This window comes from uncultured Amnibacterium sp., assembly GCF_964245895.1.
In the GTDB taxonomy this organism is placed as follows: Bacteria; Actinomycetota; Actinomycetes; order Actinomycetales; family Microbacteriaceae; genus Amnibacterium.
Genome location: NZ_CAXTOQ010000070.1, coordinates 1 through 17,564, shown reverse-complemented (window position 1 = coordinate 17,564; position 17,564 = coordinate 1). Strand labels below are relative to the sequence as shown.

The window sequence follows — 17,564 nt, the reverse complement described above, 5'->3', positions numbered from 1 at the left end:
GCCCGCACCACGGCGCAGGCCCGCCAGGCGGTCGTGCACCGCCACATCCTGGTCGACGGCAAGATCGTCGACCGCCCCTCCTTCCGGGTCAAGCCGGGTCAGGTCATCCACGTGAAGGCCAAGAGCGAGCAGCTCGAGCCCTTCCAGGTCGCGGCCGCCGGCGGTCACGCCGACGTGCTGGCGAAGACCCCCGGCTACCTCGAGGTCGAGCTCGACAAGCTGCAGGCGACGCTCGCCCGCCGCCCGAAGCGCGCCGAGGTCCCCGTGCAGGCCGAGGTCCAGCTGGTCGTGGAGTACTACGCCGCCCGCTGAACCGCTGCATCGCTCGGAAGGGGCCGCTTCGACTCGTTCGAAGCGGCCCCTTCCGGTCGGTGGGGCCTGCGCCGGCCGAGACCGCTCGCCACGCGCCGGCGCACCCGCGTCCGCGAGCCCGACGGCAGGAAGTTCGGAGGGCTTCAGCAGGACAGAACGCGGTTAACAGGATAGAAACGCGCGTTTTGTCCTGCCGAACGCGATTCGTCCTGCTGAAGCCCTCCCCGACCGCCCGCGAGGCGCCCGGTAGGCTCGGGCGCTGATTCTTGGAGGAGCCATGGGCAAGGTGCTCGTCTTTCTCGCCGGCCTGCTCGCAGGCGCGGCGCTCGCACACGTCGCGTCGAAGACGCCCGCCGGCGCCCGGGTGTTCGCCGTCGTGAACGGGGTCACCGACGAGTTCGTCGCCGCCCTGTCCGACTCCTACCGGGCGCGCCTGGCGGAGGCGGAGTAGTGCAGACCGCAGAGATCCGCCGCCGCTACCTCCAGTTCTTCGCCGACCGCGGCCACACCGTGGTGCCGAGCGCCTCGCTCGTGTCGCCCGACCCGTCGCTGCTGTTCACGGTCGCCGGGATGGTCCCCTTCATCCCGTACCTGAACGGCACCGTCCCGGCGCCGTACCGGCGCGCGGTCGACTGCCAGAAGTGCATCCGCACCCTCGACATCGAGGAGGTGGGGCGCACCCCGCGGCACGGCACGTTCTTCCAGATGCTCGGCAACTGGTCGTTCGGCGACTACTTCAAGCACGACGCGATCGTCTGGGCGTGGGAGCTGCTGACCACGTCGGAGGTGGACGGCGGCTTCGCGTTCGACCCGAAGGACCTCTGGGTCACCGTGTTCCAGGACGACGACGAGGCGGAGGCGATCTGGCGCGACGTCGTCGGCCTGCCCGCTGACCGCATCCAGCGGCTCGGCTACGCCGACAACTACTGGATGACGGGCCAGCCCGGACCGGCGGGGCCGGACTCGGAGATCTTCTTCGACCGCGGCCCCGCGTACGGCGCCGACGGCGGCCCGGCCACCGGCGACGACCGGTACGTCGAGATCTGGAACCTCGTGTTCATGCAGTACGCGATCACGAACATCCGGTCGAAGGACGACTTCGACGTCGTCGGCGAGCTGCCGAACAAGAACATCGACACCGGCATGGGCCTCGAGCGGGTCGCGTTCCTCAAGCAGGGCGTCGAGAACATCTACGAAACGGACCAGATCCGTCCGGTGATCGACGCGGCGGCCGCCCTGTCCGGCCGCGCCTACGGCGCGGATCACGAGGACGACGTGCGGATGCGCGTCGTCAGCGACCACGTCCGCAGCGCGATGATGCTGATGCTCGACGGCGTGACGCCGTCGAACGAGGGCCGCGGCTACGTCCTGCGCCGCCTGCTGCGCCGCACGGTCCGCGCGATGCGCCTGCTCGGCGTCGACCGGCCCGTCTTCGGCGAGCTGTTCCCCGTCTCCCGCGACGCGATGAGCGCCGCGTACCCGGAGCTGCTGCCCGAGTCCGGCCGCATCCAGCGCATCGCGGACGCGGAGGAGGAGAGCTTCCTGAAGACGCTCGTGGGCGGCACCACGATCCTCGACACGGCGATCGAGCGCACCCGCGCCGCGGGGGCCGGGCAGGTCGCGGGCGACACCGCGTTCCTGCTGCACGACACCTACGGCTTCCCGATCGACCTCACGCTCGAGGTCGCGGAGGAGGCGGGACTCACCGTCGACCGCGCGGCGTTCGACCGGCTGATGCAGGAGCAGCGCACCCGCGCGAAGGCGGACGCGAGATCGAAGAAGACCGCTCTCGCCGACCTCTCCGTGTACAGCGCGTTCCGCGCGCAGGGCGAGACGGCGTTCCTCGGCTACACCGAGCTGGTGACGGACGGCCGGGTCCTCGGGCTCATCCGCGACGGCGTCTCCGTGCCCTCGATCGCGCTCGGCGACATCGCCGAGGTGATCCTGTCCGAGACGACGCTCTACGCGGAGTCCGGCGGCCAGGACGCGGACCAGGGCGAGATCGTCGGCCCCGGCTACCGGCTCGAGGTGCTCGACGTGCAGCGGCCGGTCGCGGGGCTGGCCAGCCATCGGGTGCAGGTCAGCGCTGGCGAGGTCGCGGTCGGCGACGAGGCCCGCTCGGTCGTCGATCCGGTGTACCGCCGGGGGGCGACGCAGGCGCACTCGGCGACGCACCTCGTCCACGCGGCGCTGCGTCAGGTGCTCGGCTCCGACGCGCACCAGGCCGGCTCGTACAACCGGGCGGGGTACCTGCGGCTCGACTTCACCTGGAGCGCGCCGCTCAGCCCCGAGACCCGCAGCGAGGTGGAGGAGATCGCGAACGCCCGGGTGGACGAGGACCTCGAGGTCGTCACCCGCGTGCTGCCCATCGACGAGGCGAAGGCGCTCGGCGCCATGGCGCTGTTCGGCGAGAAGTACGGCGACACCGTGCGGATGGTCGACATCGGCGGCCCGTGGTCCAGGGAGCTGTGCGGCGGCATCCACGTCGCGCACTCCTCCGAGATCGGGCTGATCGACGTGGTGGGGGAGTCGAGCGTCGGCGCGACCGCGCGGCGCATCGAGTCCCTTGTGGGCCCGGAGGCGTTCAAGCAGTTCGCGGCCGAGCGGGCGCTGGTGACCGAGCTGGGCGCGAGCCTCAAGGTCCCGCCGGCGCAGCTCGTGTCCCGCGTGCAGGACCTCGCGGCGAGCCTGAAGGCCGCGGAGAAGCGGATCGCCGAGTTCGAGCGGCAGGCCCTCGCGCAGCGCGTGCCCGCGCTCGCCGCGCAGGCGAGGCCGGTCGGCGGCGTCACCGCCGTGCTCGAGCAGGTCGGTGCGCTCGCGGGCGCCGACGACCTGCGCGCCCTCGTGACCGACGTGCGCGACCGCCTCGGCGCGCCGCCTGCGGTGGTCGGTCTGGCCGGCACGATCGACGGCCGGCCGGTGGTCATCGTCGCGACGAACGGCGCGGCCCGCGACGGCGGCGCGAAGGCGGGTCCGCTCGCGAAGCGGGCCGCCGGCGTGCTCGGCGGAGGCGGCGGTGGTCGCGACGACATCGCGCAGGGCGGCGGCAGCGACGCGGCGGCGATCGAGGACGCGCTCGCCGCGATGGCGCAGGGGCTCGCCTCCTGACCGCCTCGTGAGGAGCGGCGTGCGGCTCGGCGTCGACGTGGGCACGGCCCGCGTCGGCGTCGCCCGCTGCGACCGCGACGGGCTGCTCGCCACCCCGCTCGAGACCGTGCAGCGGCGCGGCGACGACCTCGAGCCGGTGCTGGCACGGATCCGCGCGCTCGCGGAGGAGGCCGGCGCGATCGAGCTGGTCGTCGGCCTGCCGCTCGCGCTGTCCGGCCGCGAGACCGCCTCCACGGCCGATGCGAAGGCGGTGGCGGCACGGCTCGCGGAGGGGCCGCTGCCCGTGCGCATGGTCGACGAGCGGCTGACCACCGTGAGCGCCCAGGCCGCGCTGCACTCGTCGGGGAGGAAGACGCGCGGCACGCGTGGCGTGATCGACCAGGTGGCCGCGGTGATACTTTTGCAGCACGCCCTCGACGCCGAGCGCGCCCGCAACGAGGCACCGGGCGCCCTCCTCGACCCGAAGCGGATGTGACGTGGCCCGATCTGCAGGACCGCTGGACGATCGCGTGCCCCGCGCGGAGGAGTTCGACGACCTGGTGGGGCAGCAGGACGACTTCGGCTCCGAGCCGCCGCGCCACGGCCGGGAGCGGCGGCAGCGCCGGCACATCTGGCCGTGGCTGCTGGGGTTCCTGCTCGTCGTCCTGCTGGCGATCGGCGGGGCCGGCTGGTTCGCCTACTCCACCTATCCCGATCAGGTGAAGTCGCTGTTCGGCTGGAGCAACGACTACACCGGCGGCGGCACCGGCAGCGTGCAGGTCGAGATCCGGCCAGGCGACCTGGGCTCCGACGTCGCGGGCACGCTCGCCGCGAAGGGCGTCACGAAGACGAAGGCCGCGTTCTACGACCTGCTCGTCGCGAACCCGTCGGCGTCGCTGCAGCCGGGCACCTACGCGCTCAAGCGGCACATGAGCGCGCGGTCCGCGCTCACCGCGCTCGAGGACCCGAAGAACCGGGTGGAGTCGACGGTCGCGATCCCCGAGGGGTCGACGATGAAGCAGATCCTCGCGGCCACGGCGAAGGCCACCGGCGCCGACCTCGCCGAGCTGCAGGCGATCGCGAAGAAGCCGGCGACGCTCGGCGTGCCGAAGTCCGCGCCGAACCTCGAGGGCTGGCTGTTCCCCGCGACCTACACGTTCGAGCCGGGCACGACGCCGGAGGCGATGCTGCAGACGATGGTCGACCGCATGGTCAAGGCGCTCGACGGCGCCGGCGTCGCGAAGGCGGACCGCGAGGACACGCTGATCCTCGCCGGCCTGGTGCAGAAGGAGAGCAACGGCAAGGACGACGCGAAGGTCGCGCGGGTGTTCCTGAACCGCATCAAGGTCGGCATGCGCCTGCAGTCGGACGCGACGGTCAGCTACGGGGCCGGCGGCACGACGGTGGTGCCGACGGCGAAGGAGAAGGCCGACAAGAACGGCTACAACACCTACCTCCGCGACGGGCTGCCCGTGGGTCCGATCTCGAGCCCCGGGGACGTCGCCATCAAGGCGGCCGTGGCACCGGCCAAGGGCAGGTGGCTCTTCTTCGTCACCACGAACCTGGCGACCGGTGAGACGAAGTTCGCGAACACCTATGCGGAGCACCAGAAGAACGCGGACGAGTTCCTCCGCTGGCTGGGGGCGCACCCGGACTACGCGAAGTGAGCGGCCGGCTGGCGGTGCTGGGCTCGCCGATCGCGCACTCGAGGTCGCCGCTGCTCCACGCGGCCGCGGCCGAGGTGCTCGGGCTCGACTGGGCGTACGAGCGAATCGAGGCGACCGAGAACACCCTGCCCGCGCTGCTGGCCGGCCTCGGGCCGGAGTGGGTCGGCCTGTCGCTGACGATGCCCCTGAAGCGCGCCGTGCTGCCGCTCATCCGGCGGCACGATCCGCTGGTGGACCGGCTCGGGCTCGCGAACACCGTTCGGCTGGGGCAGCAGCCCCGCCTCGCCAACACGGACGTCGGCGGCATCGAGGCGGTGCTGCGCTCGGAGGCGGGCGCGGCGCGGGCGCTCGTGCTCGGCGGCGGCGCGACGGCAGCGAGCGCGCTGGAGGCGCTCGGCCGGCTCGGCGTGCGGGAGCGCGGGGTCGCGGCGCGGCGCCCGGAGGTCGCGCGGCAGCAGCTCGCCGGGCTCGCGGAGCGGTTCGTCCCCCTCCGGGAGGCGGATCCCGCCGCGGTGGACCTCGTGGTCTCGACGCTGCCGGGTGACGCGGAGGTCGGCCTCGCGCTGCCGGCGGCCGTTGGCGGCACGCCGCTGCTCGACGTCGCGTACAGCCCCTGGCCGACCGCGCTCGGCGCCAGATGGCTCGCCGCGGGCGGGCGCCTGCTGCACGGGCTCGACATGCTGGTCGAGCAGGCCGTGCTGCAGGTCCGGGTCTTCACGGACGCGGATCCGGACGCGCCGCTGCCCCGCGAGGCCGCGGTCCGCGCCGCGATGCGCGCCGCCGTCGGCCGCTGACCCCCTGCTTTCGTTTCGTAGGTCTGGCAGACCTACGAAACGAAACGAAACGACCGGGCTGGGCGTGGTGGGGCGGGGCGTGGCGTGGTGGGCCCCGCGTCCCGCCGGGGTCCCGCGGCGACGCCGAAGGCGGCGTCGTGGGGCGGGGCGTGGGAAGATCGAGGCGATGTTGCGCTGGCTGACCGCCGGTGAGTCGCACGGCCCGAGCCTCACCGCCATCCTCGAAGGGCTGCCCGCGGGCGTGCCCGTGACCGGGGAGGCGATCCGCCGCGACCTCGCCCGCCGCCGGCTCGGCGCGGGCCGTGGGTCCCGCCAGAAGTTCGAGCAGGACGAGCTGGGCGTCGTCGGCGGCGTCGTGCACGGCCGCACGATCGGCGCCCCGGTCGCGCTGACGATCGGCAACACCGAGTGGCCGCGGTGGTCCGAGGTGATGAACGCTGAGGACGTGCCGCTGACGGAGGCGTCGCGCGGCCGCGGCGCTCCGCTCACCCGCCCGCGCCCCGGGCACGCGGACCTGACCGGCATGCAGAAGTACGGCTTCGACGAGGCCCGGCCCGTGCTCGAGCGGGCGAGCGCCCGGGAGACCGCGGCCCGGGTCGCGCTCGGCGCCGTCGCGCGCGCCTTCCTCGGCGAGCTCGGCATCGGGCTCGTGAGCCATGTCGTCTCCATCGGCCCGGTCGCGGTGCCCGAGGACGCTCCGGTGCCGCATCCCGCCGACCTGGACCGCATCGACGAGGACCCGGTCCGCTGCTTCGACCCCGCGACCAGCGCGCGGATGCTCGCCGAGATCGACGACGCGCACCACGCCGGCGACACCCTCGGCGGCGTCGTGGAGGTCGTGGTGGAGGGGCTGCCCCCGGGAATCGGTTCCTACGTGCACTGGGACCGCCGGCTCGACGCACGCCTCGCCGCCGCTCTGATGGGCATCCAGGCGATGAAGGGGGTGGAGGTCGGCGACGGGTTCCGCACCGCGGCCCGCCGCGGCTCGGCGGCGCACGACGAGCTCGTCCGCACCGACCCGTCGAGTGCGATCGGCCGCGTCACCGATCGCGCCGGCGGGATCGAGGGCGGCATGGCGACCGGCGGGGTGCTGCGCGTCCGCGCCGCGATGAAACCCATCTCGACCGTCCCGAAGGCGCTGCGCACCGTCGACGTCGCCACCGGCGAGGCCGCCTCGGCTCACCACCAGCGCTCCGACGTCTGCGCGGTGCCCGCCGCGGGCGTCGTTGCGGAGGCGATGGTCGCCCTCGTGCTGGCCGACGCCGTCGTCGAGAAGTTCGGCGGCGACTCGCTGCCCGAGACGCGACGGAACCTCGAGGCCTACCTCGCGGCGATCCCGGAGGGCCTCCGCACGGTTCCCACGGGCGCCTCCACGGCTCGAGCCCGGTGACGGCGCGGACCGTCGCGCTCATCGGCCCGATGGGCGCGGGGAAGACCTCCGTCGGCCGCCGGCTCGCGAAGCACCTCGACCGCCGGTTCGTCGACACCGATGCCGTGATCGCGGCGGCGCACGGGCCGGTGCCCGCCCTGTTCGCGACCGTCGGCGAGGAGGCGTTCCGCGAGATCGAGCGCGCCGTCGTGCAGCGCGAGCTGACCACGGGCGGCGTGGTCGCGCTCGGAGGAGGGGCGGTGCTCGACGCGGCGACGAGGGCGGCGCTCGTGGACTGCACCGTGGTGCTGCTGACCGTGTCCGAGGACGCGGTCGCCGAGCGCATCGCCGCCGGCGGCCGGCCGCTGCTCACCGACGGCATCGCCTCCTGGCGGCGCATCGCGGCCGAGCGCGCGCCGATCTACGCCGGGCTCGCGGATGTGACCGTCGACACCTCCCGCCGCCCCATGACGACGATCGCCGCCGAGCTGGCGGCGCAGCTGCAGGAGGTCGCCCCGTGACACCCGTCCGTATCCCCGTCACCAACGCGGGCGAGTACGAGGTCGTGATCGGCCGGGGGCTCGGCGACCTCGTCGAAGCCGCCGTTCCCGCGGGTGCGCGGAAGGCGCTGCTGATCCACCAGCCGGTGCAGGCGCGGCGCGCGGAGGCGATCCGCGAGCGCCTCGCCGGCCGCGTGGAGGTGCTGCTCGCCGAGGTGCCGGACGCCGAGGACGCGAAGCGCATCGAGGTCGCGGCGTTCTGCTGGGGCATCCTCGGCCAGGCGGACTTCACCCGCACCGACGCGGTGATCGGTCTCGGCGGCGGCGCCGTGACGGACCTCGCCGGGTTCGTCGCGGCGACCTGGCTGCGCGGCGTCCCGTTCATCAGCCTGCCGACCAGCGTGCTCGGAATGGTCGACGCCTCCGTCGGCGGCAAGACCGGCATCAACACGACCGAGGGCAAGAACCTCGTCGGCGCGTTCGCGGCGCCGGTCGCCGTGCTCGCCGACCTCGAGGTGCTCGACACCCTGCCGCGCAACGACCTGCTGGCCGGCTTCGCCGAGATCGCGAAGTGCGGGTTCATCCAGGACACCGCGATCCTCGACCGGCTCACGGCCGACGTCGAGACCGCGACCGATCCCGCCTCCCCGGTGTTCGCGGAGCTGGTGGAGCGCGCGATCCGGGTGAAGGCGGAGGTGGTGAGCGAGGACTTCCGCGAGTCGGGCCGTCGCGAGACGCTGAACTACGGGCACACCCTCGGTCACGCGATCGAGTACGCGGAGCGGTACCGCTGGCGGCACGGCGCGGCGATCTCCGTCGGCATGGTGTTCGTGGCCGAGCTGGCGCGCCTGGTCGGGCGGCTCGACGACGACGGGGTGGCCCTGCACCGCGAGGTGCTCGGCTCCCTCTCGCTGCCGCTCACCTACCCGGGCGGGCGGTGGGAGGCGCTGTCCACGGCGATGCGCCGGGACAAGAAGTCCCGCGCCGGGCTGCTGCGCTTCGTGCTGCTCGACGGCATCGGCCGCACCAGCATCCTGAACGGCCCCGAGGACCACCTGCTCTTCACCGCGTACGGCGAGATCGCCTCCTGACCGCTGAACACCTTCGCGAGCGCCCACCCCGCCGGTCGATGCGTGGACGCAGCGGGCCCGAAGACCGCCGAGCGCACAATGATGCGGTGACGGACGCCGCGCAGCCGAAGCCGACCAGCGGCTCCTTCGTGACGGTGCTGATCGCGTTCCTCGCGAACCTCGTCGTCGCGATCGCGAAGTCCGTCGCGGCGCTGCTGACCGGCTCCGCGTCGATGACGGCGGAGGCCGCGCACTCGTGGGCCGACACCGGCAACGAGATCTTCCTGATCATCGCCGAGCGCCGGGGCGCCCGCGGCCCTGACGAGCGGCACCCGTACGGCTACGGCCGCGACGTCTACGTCTGGTCGCTGTTCGCGGCCGTCGGCCTGTTCACCGTCGGCGCGGTCGTGTCGATCATGCACGGCATCACCGAGCTGTCCTCGGACGAGCCGAGCGAGGACTCGCTCATCGCGTACATCGTGATCGCGGTGTCGTTCGTGCTCGAGGCGACGTCGTTCCTGCGGTCGATCCAGCAGCTGCGGGGCTCCGCGGCGGAAGCGGACCAGGAGGTGCTGCAGCACGTCCTCGCGACGTCGGACCCGACCGTGCGCGCGGTGTTCTTCGAGGACGCCGCCGCGCTCGTCGGCCTGGTGCTCGCGGCGGCCGGCATCCTGCTGCATCAGGTGACGGGATCGGCGGTCTGGGACGCGATCGGCTCGATCGCGATCGGCGTGCTGCTCGCCTTCGTCGCGGTGCTGCTCATCCAGCTGAACCGCCGGTTCCTGATCGGCCAGTCGCCGTCGCCACGGGTGATGACCGCCGTGCTGCGCCTGCTCGCGGACCAGGACGACGTCGCGTCCGTCTCCTACCTCCACGTCGAGTACGTCGGCCCGTCCCGCGTGTTCCTCGTCGCCGCGGTCGACCTCGTCGGCGACGCCCCCGAGCACGAGATCGCCGCGCGGCTCGCGAGCCTCGGCCGCGCGGTGGAGGCGGACGAGCACGTCGTCGAGGCGATCCTCACGCTGAGCAGGCCGGGCGACGAGCGGCTCGTGATCGCGGCGGACCCGGTCGCGACCTCCACGCGGCTGCCCCGGTAGACGGCAGCGTCCGCGTGCCCGGGCAGCGACGGCGGCTCGGGAAGGACCGGTCCGGCGCCGGGTAGACTCCCCGGTCGGCCGTTTCCGGCCGAACGACCTGGAGGTACCCACATGGCGAGCACCGCGGACATCCGGAACGGCGTCGTGCTGCTGATCGACGGCCAGCTGTGGAACGTCATCGAGTTCCAGCACGTCAAGCCCGGCAAGGGCGGCGCGTTCGTGCGCACGAAGCTGAAGAACGTCGTCACCGGCAAGGTCGTCGACCGCACCTACAACGCCGGCGCGAAGATCGACATCGAGAACGTCGACCGCCGCGACTACCAGTACCTGTACAAGGACGGCGCGGACTTCGTCTTCATGGACGGCGAGACGTACGACCAGCTGACGATCTCGGCGGCCATCGTGGGCGACGCCGCGAACTACCTGCTGGAGAACCAGTCGGCCACGATCGCGATCAACAACGAGAACCCGCTCTACGTCGAGCTGCCCGCCTCCGTCGTGCTGGAGGTCACCTACACCGAGCCCGGGCTGCAGGGCGACCGGTCGAGCGCCGGCACGAAGCCGGCGACCCTCGAGACGGGCGCCGAGATCCAGGTGCCGCTGTTCCTCGAGACCGGCACGAAGGTCAAGGTCGACACCCGCACCGGCGACTACCTCGGCCGCGTCTCCTAGTGTCCGCACGGACCAAGGCGCGCAAGCGCGCGCTCGACGTGCTCTACGCGGCCGACGTCCGCGGCGACAGCCAGGAGGCGGCGCTGGAGGCGGAGTCGCTGCGCGCGGCCGCCCGGCCGGAGCGCTCGTCGAGCTGGCCGTACGCCCGCGAGATCGTGCAGGGCGTGATCGACCACGCCGGTGAGATCGACCGGTTGATCGCGGACCACTCCACGTCCTGGCCGATCGACCGCATGCCCGCCGTCGACCGCGCGATCCTGCGGGTCGCGGTCTGGGAGGCGCGCTTCAACGACGAGGTGCCGGTGGGGGTCGCGATCGACGAGGCGGTCGAGCTGGCGAAGGAGCTGTCCACCGACGACAGCCCGAAGTTCGTGAACGGCCTGCTGACGGCGATCGCGAAGGACCCCGCCACCGCCTGATCGCGCAGCTCGCGGATCCGCAAGAATCGGCCGACACGCCGGGTGGAGGCGAGCGGGCGCTGCGTGTCGCGAGATCTCTGCGGATCCGCGAACGTCGGTCACCGGCCGTCGCGCAGCGCGATCGCGAGATCGGGGTGGTCCGCGAAGACCGCGTCCACGCCTGCGTCGAGCAGCGCACCCCAGTGCGCGCGCCAGTCGCCGTGCGCCGCGGGATCCGTGCCGAGCCGGTACCGGGGCGGCAGGAACGCGTTCTCGGGCCGCAGGGTCCACGTCCACACCTCGAGCCCGGCGGCATGGAGGCGGTCGACGAGCGCCGCGTGGACCGTAGCGGTGCTCAGGCTGACGCCGGCGAACCGGTCGAGGCCGTCGGGATCGGCGAGCTCCTCCGCGTACGTGCGCGCCGGCTCGTCCGGCGCCGAGCCCTCGGCGTCGAGGAGGTAGACGATCGGATGCCCCAGGTCGGCGAGCGCGTCGAGCGGGGTCTTCTCGAAGCTCTCCAGCACGATCCGGCAGCGGGCGCCGTCGAGGTCGCGCGCGACGAGCGGCGCCGGGTCGAGCCTCTGCCGGGCGAGCCCGGCCGCGTCCTTGATCTCGACGACGAGTAGCACGTCGAGCTCCTCCGCCAGCGCGACGACGTCGGGCAGCACCAGGACGGGTTCGCGGCCGTCGAGCGCGGCGCTCGCGGGCCGCAGGAGGGGGAAGCGCTCGCGCGCCCGGAGGCGCTGCACGTCCTCCCAGTCGACCCGGTCGACGCGCGCCTGCGGTCCGAGCACCGCGTCCGCGTCCGTCGTCGGCGCAAGCAGCGCGTCGTGCCGCACCGCGAGCCGGCCGTCCCGGGTCGGCACGACGTCGATCTCGATGCCGTCGGCGCCCTGCTGCGCGGCGAGCCGCAGGGCGCCGTCGGTGAGCTCCGGCCGGTACCCGCTCGCACCTCGGTGGCCGAGGACGAGCGGGCGGGTCATGCGCGCGGCGCGACGGCGACGGGCTGCCCCGAGAAGGCGATGTGCACCAGGTCGCCTGGCTGCGGGTGCTCGTTCGCCGCGTGCTGCACGACCAGGGCCGATCCCGTCTCCAGCTGCGCGACCGTGCGGCGCTGCGCGCCGAGGAAGCTGGTCGAGATCACGATCGCCGGCAGGCCGTCCGCGGCGAGCAGCACGTCCTCGGGACGGACGAACGCGGTCACCGGGCCATCCTGCACCGCGCTCGGCAGCGCGACGAGGTCCTGGCCGGCGACCGCGACGCGGCCGTGGTCCAGGACGCCCTCGAGCCGGTTGCTCAGCCCCACGAACCCAGCGACGAACTCGGTCGCGGGCCGCAGGTAGAGGTCCTCGGGGGTCCCGATCTGCTCGATCGCGCCGGCGTGCATGACGGCGACGCGATCCGCGACCGCGAGCGCCTCCTCCTGGTCGTGGGTGACGAACACGGCGGTGATGCCGGTCTCCTGCTGGATCTTGCGGATCTCGTCGCGCAGCTGCACCCGCACCTTCGCGTCGAGCGCGGACAGCGGCTCGTCGAGCAGCAGCACCCGGGGCCGGGTGACGAGCGCGCGGGCCAGCGCGACGCGCTGCTGCTGGCCGCCGGACAGCTGGTGCGCGAAGCGCTCGCCCAGGTGCCCGAGGCCCACGAGCTCGAGCGCCTCCTGCACCCGCTTCGCGCTCTCCGCCCGGCCGACCTTGCGCATCTGCAGCCCGAACGCGACGTTCTGCGCGACGGTCATGTGCGGGAACAGCGAGTACGACTGGAAGACCATGCCGATGTCGCGCCTGTGCACGGCGACGGACTCCACGTCCCGGTCGCCGATGCGCACGTGCCCGGAGTCGATCGTCTCGAGCCCGCTGATCGCCCGCAGCGCGGTCGTCTTGCCGCAGCCGGAGGGGCCGAGGAGGGCGACGAACTCCCCGGGGTGGATCTCCAGGCTGATCGCGTCCAGCGCCCGCTGGCCGCTGCCGTAGTCCTTGACCACGTCGACGAGCGAGACGGGCGTGCCGCGGACGACGAGCGAGTCGGCGGGGGAGGGCGCGGTGGAGGTCATGACTTCTTCCTTCGGGGACGGCCGATCGAGCCGGCCGTGGAGATGACCACGAGCAGCACGAAGACGAACAGCAGCGAGACGACGGCGAAGAACGCCGACACGTAGGGATCCGTCTGCTGCAGCAGCAGCAGCGCGGTCTGGAAGGTGTTCTGCCCGAGGAAGTTCGCGATCGTGAACTCGCCGAGCACGACGGAGATCGTCAGGAGGCACGCGGAGAGCAGGCCCCGCCGGAGGTTCGGCAGCACGACCCGCCACACGGCGACCAGCCAGGACGCGCCGAGCGAGCGCGCCGCCTCCGTGAGCGTGGTGAGGTTCAGCACGCCGATGTTCGCCTGGATCGGGCGGTACGCGTACGGCAGCACGATCACCCCGATCGCGAAGGAGAGCGTCCAGGGGTCGCTGCCGAGCACGCTCTGCACCACCTGGTAGACGGGCACGAAGCCCACCACCAGCACGATCGTCGGCACCGTGATCGGGATCAGGCAGACGAACTCGAGGAAGCGGTGCACCCTCGGGAACCGCAGCTCGGCGAGCAGCATCGCGGGCAGCAGGAGCACGAGGATGATCGCGACGACGATCACCGCGAGGACCAGCGAGTTGCCGATGCCGGCGAACAGGTCGCTGTAGTTCGACGACTGCGCCGGGTCGAGCAGCGCGGCGTAGTGGCTCAGCGTGAACGCGCCGGTGCTCGCGGTCGTGAAGCTGAACCAGCCGAGCGCCACGATCGGTACCGCGAACAGCGTGCCGATCACGACCAGCACCACGGCTCCGGTCGCTCTCGACGGCACCGCCCCGAAGCGCGACCGGCGAGGGCGGCGGGAAGGCCGGACGGTGTCCGCGACCCGGGCAGCCGCTGCCGTCGTCATCGCTGCCACCTCCGGGTGCGGCGGTCGAGCAGCGAGTAGAGCGACATGAGCACCGCCATGATCACGACCATCCCGAGCGCGAGGACCCCGGCGGTGTTCGCGACGCCGACGATGGTCTCGCTGGTCAGCTGCTGCTTGATGGCGAGCGGGATGATGCCGCCCTGGGAGATCAGGGCCGCCGCCGTCGCGTACGACGAGAAGGCGTTCGCGAACAGCAGGATCAGGCTGCCGAAGAACGCGGGGGCGAGCACCGGGACGCCGACGCGGAGCCAGTAGCTGATCCGCGTCCCGCCCAGGGTGGCGACCGCCTCGCCCCACTGGGGACGCAGCCCGTCCATCGCGGGCATGAACGACAGCACCATGAGCGGCAGGCCGAAGTAGACGTAGGGGAACAGCAGGCCCGTGACGGAGTAGAGGATCGGCCCGTTCCCGTTGATGTCGATGCCGGTGGCCGCCTTCACGACGACCGGGACCAGCGCCCCCTGGCCGATCGTGGCGATCCACGCGAAGGCGAGCATCACCCCGCCGAACTGCGCGAAGACGCTGCTGGCGGAGTCCACGATCGCGCGCACCAGGCCGTCCGGCCGCGCGGCGGTCAGCGCCCAGCACACGAGCACGCCGAGCACGGCGCTGATCAGCGCGGAGACCGCGGACAGCCAGATCGAGCTCCCGAAGCTCGAGAGGATCGACGGGTCCGCGAAGGTGGCGAAGTTCGCGAGGGTGAAGGCGCCGTCCGCGGAGAAGAAGCCGCTCGCGATCGCGACCAGGCCCGGGACGGCGAGGAACAGCAGGACGTAGACGCCGAACGGCGCGAACCCGAGCCAGCCGACGCCGCGGCGCCGGAGGGTGGGGCCTCCGGCGCCCGGCGTGCGGGTCCGCTCGGCCCCGGCGGGCACGGAGGCCGTGCCCGCCGGGGACTTCGAAACGGTGGCGGTCACCGGGTCAGCCGATGGCCTTGGACCAGCCGGCCTTCAGGACGCCGGCGGCCTTGGTCGCCTGGTCCGCGGTGAGCTGCACCAGCTCGGCGGGGGGCTCGCCGACCGACTTCAGCGTGGCGTCGTCGACCGTCTTCGCATCGGTCATCGCCTTCAGCGTCGCCGGGTAGGCGCCGGCCGCGAGGTACAGGTTCTGCACCTCGGGGGAGTAGATGTACTCCTCCCACAGCCGAGCCGCGGCCGGGTTCGGGGCGTTCTTGTTGATCGACTGGTTGTAGTAGCTGCCGATCGCGGTGCCGGGCAGCACGACGGTCTTCCAGTTTGGGTTGCCCGTGGAGCCGCCGGCGGCGCCCCAGGCGACGTTGTTGAACGACCACTGGATGACGACCGGCGTCTGGCCGGAGTTCACGGTGGCCTGCGTGGGCAGGACCGAGATCAGGTTGCCGGCCTTCTTCAGCTTGCCGAAGAAGTCGATGCCCGGCTGCACGTCGTCGGCGCTGCCGCCCGACTGCGCCGCGGCGAGGTACACCGCGCTGGCGGCCTCGTTCGCCTGCGTCGGGTCGCCCTTGATCGCGACCTTGCCCTTGTAGCCGGCGCCGAGCAGGTCGTCGATCGAGGTCGGCGCCTTCACCTTGGAGGAGTCGTAGCCGATCGACATCAGGCCCGTGTAGTCGTAGTACCAGAGCCCGTCGGCGTCCTTGTAGTCGTCGGGGATGTCGGCCCAGTTCGCGACCTTGTACGGCGTGAAGAGGTCCGTGTTCGCGTCCAGCACGGCGGTGCCGATGTCGACCACGTCCGGTGCGTTCGCGCCGGTGCCCTGCGACTTGATCGCCGCGACCTCGTCGGCGGAGGAGCCGTTCGGGTTCTGCGAGGTGATCTTGATCTTCGGGTACTTCTTCTCGAAGCCGGCGATGATCTTGCCGTAGTTCGCCCACGACGGCGGCAGGGTGATGACGTTCAGCTTGCCCTCGGCGTTGGCCGCGGCGACGAGCCCGTCCATGCCGCCGAACGCCTCGGCGGAGGTGGCGACGGCCGCGGAGGCCTTGGGGATCGAGCTCGCGCCGCCGGTCGCGCCGGCGGAGCTGCCCGAGCAGGCCGCGAGCGAGGCGGCGGTGAGGCCGGCGAGCGCGAGGGCCGAGGCGGCCCGCACGACCCCGCGGCGGGTGAAGGTGCTGCTGTGCATGTGTGGCGGTTCTCCTGGTGGGGGACGGCTCCGGCGGTCACCGGATCCGGGTCTGCGGGCGGGTCAGGTCGTGACCGGCTCCGAAGCGAAGGTGCGCGCGGCGAGCCCGAGCGCGGTCGTCATGCCGATGCCGGTGGTGACGGACGTGACCGACACGCCCGGTACCGGCTCGGCGACGAGGAAGGGGCCGACGGTGCTGGAGGCGTACACGCCGCGCCAGCGCCTCCGCACGGTCAGGGGGGCGCCGAGCAGGCGGCCGATCTGCTCGAGCAGCAGGGCGTCGGACGCCTCGTCCTCGAACGGGTCCTCGGTGATCCCGTAGTGGTGCGTGTCGCCGATGATCAGCCGGCCGTCCGGACGCTGGGTCAGCATCAGGTTGACGCCCTGCTCCAGCAGCGCGGGCAGCTCCGCCTCCAGCTCCGCACGGACCGCCGCGGCGGACGGCTGCTGGGCGAGGCCGTCGTAGCGCAGCATCGAGCTGCCGGTGAGGACCGCGGGAGCGATCGTCCCGGCGGGGGAGTCGATCTCGAGCATGCGCAGGCGGCACCGGCGCATGCCGTGCTCGTCGGCCAGGTCGGGGAAGAACCGGTCGACGTCGTGGCCCACGGCGAGCACGACGCGGTCGGCGCGGACGGTGCCCCGGGTGGTGCGGACGACCCCCTCCGCGACCTCGAGCACGGTGGTCCGCCAGAGGATCTCGACCCCGAGCGTCTCGAGGTGCGCGGCGAGCACCGCGCTCGCGGTGAGCGGGTCGACCCGTAGATCGGCGGGGAGGTGCGCCGCCGCGAGCAGCCCCGGCGGGGTGAACCCGAGGCGCTCCGCCGCGGCGATCGGGGTCAGCGGACGGACGGCATCCGTGCCGCGCTCGGCGGCGAACTCCTCCAGCACCCGCGCCTGCGCTGCGGTGCGGGCGACGACGACGGTGCCGTGCTGCTGCACCGGCAGATCCGCATCGGCGGCGAGCCGCAGCCACTCCTCCCTGGCGACGACGGCGAGCTGGAGCGCCTCCCCGGCCTGGGCCGTGGTGCAGATGTGGCCGAAGTTCCGGACGCTCGCGCCGACCGCGCGCTCGTCGCGCTCGATCACCACCACCCGCAACCCGGCGCGGGCCGCGTGCCAGGCGTGCGCGAGGCCGACGACGCCGGCGCCGACGACCATCAGGTCCGCTCCGCGTGCATCCACGAGCCGGAAGTGTGCTGCGCTGCGCGGGCCCTCGGAGCGGATTCCGAGGAGTGCTCATCCACCGTTCGCCCCGCGGACACCGAGGCCGTCCGCGGCGAACTCGCGGTGAACAGCAGGCGACGCGGCCCGCCGCGCGAGGCGCCCGCCAGCAGGATCGGCGGACGTGACGATCCGCCTCGCCTCCCTCGACATGGCCGGTACGACGATCGACGAGGGCGGCGCGGTGTACACCGTGCTGCGCGACGCGATCGAGCGGGCCACGGGCCGCGACGTGCCCGACGCGCTGCTGTCGCGCTGGAGCGGCACGGACAAGCGCGAGGCGATCGTCGGGATCCTCGCCGGCATCGGGGCGGACCCCTCCGGAGCCGACGGGATCTTC

General features: G+C 73.0%; 18 protein-coding genes and 1 pseudogene. 13 read left to right on the top strand and 6 right to left on the bottom strand.

The window, feature by feature from the left end; genetic code table 11:
* The 12 genes from ACFE60_RS10950 to nusB all read left to right on the top strand — a co-directional run.
* Positions 1–312 (top strand): S4 domain-containing protein (locus ACFE60_RS10950; RefSeq protein ID WP_375388892.1); only part of this gene is annotated, 312 nt, incomplete at its 5' end.
* A gap of 277 nt (positions 313–589) precedes the next feature.
* Entirely contained in the window at positions 590–763 is a 174-nt protein-coding gene (locus ACFE60_RS10945; RefSeq protein WP_375388891.1) for a hypothetical protein, read from the top strand.
* Positions 763–3,420, top strand: coding sequence for an alanine--tRNA ligase (alaS, locus tag ACFE60_RS10940; RefSeq protein ID WP_375388890.1), 2,658 nt, complete (start codon positions 763–765; stop codon positions 3,418–3,420). The genes ACFE60_RS10945 and alaS overlap by 1 nt, the downstream gene beginning before the upstream one ends.
* A gap of 7 nt (positions 3,421–3,427) precedes the next feature.
* A complete protein-coding gene (gene ruvX / locus ACFE60_RS10935) occupies positions 3,428–3,895 on the top strand; it encodes a Holliday junction resolvase RuvX (protein WP_375388889.1) in 468 nt (155 codons plus the stop codon).
* Between the two features lie 34 nt (positions 3,896–3,929).
* Positions 3,930–5,066 carry an endolytic transglycosylase MltG gene (gene mltG / locus ACFE60_RS10930; RefSeq protein ID WP_375388888.1) on the top strand — a complete coding sequence of 379 codons (1,137 nt, stop codon included), beginning with the start codon at positions 3,930–3,932 and terminating at the stop codon, positions 5,064–5,066.
* A complete protein-coding gene (locus ACFE60_RS10925; RefSeq protein WP_375388887.1) occupies positions 5,063–5,860 on the top strand; it encodes a shikimate dehydrogenase family protein in 798 nt (265 codons plus the stop codon). Before mltG ends, ACFE60_RS10925 begins: the two co-directional genes overlap by 4 nt.
* 166 nt (positions 5,861–6,026) lie before the next feature.
* Positions 6,027–7,250, top strand: a complete 1,224-nt coding sequence (gene aroC / locus ACFE60_RS10920) for a chorismate synthase (protein WP_375388886.1) — start codon at positions 6,027–6,029, stop codon at positions 7,248–7,250.
* A 29-nt stretch (positions 7,251–7,279) separates the two neighbouring features.
* Positions 7,280–7,750 (top strand): shikimate kinase, encoded by a 471-nt coding sequence (locus ACFE60_RS10915; RefSeq protein ID WP_375388893.1) that lies wholly within the window; start codon positions 7,280–7,282, stop codon positions 7,748–7,750.
* Positions 7,747–8,820, top strand: a complete 1,074-nt coding sequence (gene aroB, locus ACFE60_RS10910) for a 3-dehydroquinate synthase (RefSeq protein ID WP_375388885.1) — start codon at positions 7,747–7,749, stop codon at positions 8,818–8,820. Before ACFE60_RS10915 ends, aroB begins: the two co-directional genes overlap by 4 nt.
* 86 nt (positions 8,821–8,906) lie before the next feature.
* Positions 8,907–9,896: a cation diffusion facilitator family transporter gene (locus tag ACFE60_RS10905; protein WP_375388884.1), complete on the top strand. Its 990-nt coding sequence runs from the start codon at positions 8,907–8,909 to the stop codon at positions 9,894–9,896.
* Positions 9,897–10,007: 111 nt separating this feature from the next.
* The gene (gene efp, locus ACFE60_RS10900) at positions 10,008–10,568 is read left to right on the top strand and encodes an elongation factor P (protein ID WP_375388883.1); all 561 of its coding nucleotides are present in this window, start codon (positions 10,008–10,010) and stop codon (positions 10,566–10,568) included.
* Positions 10,568–10,987 (top strand): transcription antitermination factor NusB, encoded by a 420-nt coding sequence (gene nusB / locus ACFE60_RS10895; RefSeq protein WP_375388882.1) that lies wholly within the window; start codon positions 10,568–10,570, stop codon positions 10,985–10,987. Before efp ends, nusB begins: the two co-directional genes overlap by 1 nt.
* Before the next feature lie 98 nt (positions 10,988–11,085).
* On the opposite strand, the gene ACFE60_RS10890 is transcribed toward nusB, so the two are convergent.
* From ACFE60_RS10890 to ACFE60_RS10865, 6 genes are all read right to left on the bottom strand, one after another.
* A complete protein-coding gene (locus tag ACFE60_RS10890) occupies positions 11,086–11,949 on the bottom strand; it encodes a glycerophosphodiester phosphodiesterase family protein (RefSeq protein WP_375388881.1) in 864 nt (287 codons plus the stop codon).
* Positions 11,946–13,019 (bottom strand): ABC transporter ATP-binding protein, encoded by a 1,074-nt coding sequence (locus ACFE60_RS10885; protein WP_375388880.1) that lies wholly within the window; start codon positions 13,017–13,019, stop codon positions 11,946–11,948. The genes ACFE60_RS10890 and ACFE60_RS10885 overlap by 4 nt, the downstream gene beginning before the upstream one ends.
* A complete protein-coding gene (locus ACFE60_RS10880) occupies positions 13,016–13,885 on the bottom strand; it encodes an ABC transporter permease (protein WP_375388879.1) in 870 nt (289 codons plus the stop codon). Before ACFE60_RS10880 ends, ACFE60_RS10885 begins: the two co-directional genes overlap by 4 nt.
* On the bottom strand, positions 13,882–14,823 hold the full coding sequence (locus ACFE60_RS10875) for an ABC transporter permease (RefSeq protein ID WP_375388878.1): 942 nt from the start codon (positions 14,821–14,823) through the stop codon (positions 13,882–13,884). The genes ACFE60_RS10880 and ACFE60_RS10875 overlap by 4 nt, the downstream gene beginning before the upstream one ends.
* 4 nt (positions 14,824–14,827) lie before the next feature.
* Positions 14,828–16,003 carry an ABC transporter substrate-binding protein gene (locus tag ACFE60_RS10870; protein WP_375388877.1) on the bottom strand — a complete coding sequence of 392 codons (1,176 nt, stop codon included), beginning with the start codon at positions 16,001–16,003 and terminating at the stop codon, positions 14,828–14,830.
* 63 nt (positions 16,004–16,066) lie between these two features.
* Entirely contained in the window at positions 16,067–17,185 is a 1,119-nt protein-coding gene (locus tag ACFE60_RS10865) for a TIGR03364 family FAD-dependent oxidoreductase (RefSeq protein WP_375388876.1), read from the bottom strand.
* A 163-nt stretch (positions 17,186–17,348) separates the two neighbouring features.
* On the opposite strand from ACFE60_RS10865, the pseudogene ACFE60_RS10860 reads away from it, so the two are divergent.
* A pseudogene (locus ACFE60_RS10860) lies at positions 17,349–17,564 on the top strand (HAD family hydrolase); the annotation flags it as partial.

Coding starts and splice junctions, on each gene's coding strand:
- ACFE60_RS10945 (WP_375388891.1), top strand. CDS start 590: ATGGGCAAGGTGCTCGTCTTTCTCGCCGGCCTGCTCGCAGGCGCGGCG.
- aroC (WP_375388886.1), top strand. CDS start 6,027: ATGTTGCGCTGGCTGACCGCCGGTGAGTCGCACGGCCCGAGCCTCACC.
- ACFE60_RS10915 (WP_375388893.1), top strand. CDS start 7,280: ATGGGCGCGGGGAAGACCTCCGTCGGCCGCCGGCTCGCGAAGCACCTC.
- efp (WP_375388883.1), top strand. CDS start 10,008: ATGGCGAGCACCGCGGACATCCGGAACGGCGTCGTGCTGCTGATCGAC.
- ACFE60_RS10890 (WP_375388881.1), bottom strand. CDS start 11,949: ATGACCCGCCCGCTCGTCCTCGGCCACCGAGGTGCGAGCGGGTACCGG.
- ACFE60_RS10885 (WP_375388880.1), bottom strand. CDS start 13,019: ATGACCTCCACCGCGCCCTCCCCCGCCGACTCGCTCGTCGTCCGCGGC.
- ACFE60_RS10880 (WP_375388879.1), bottom strand. CDS start 13,885: ATGACGACGGCAGCGGCTGCCCGGGTCGCGGACACCGTCCGGCCTTCC.
- ACFE60_RS10870 (WP_375388877.1), bottom strand. CDS start 16,003: ATGCACAGCAGCACCTTCACCCGCCGCGGGGTCGTGCGGGCCGCCTCG.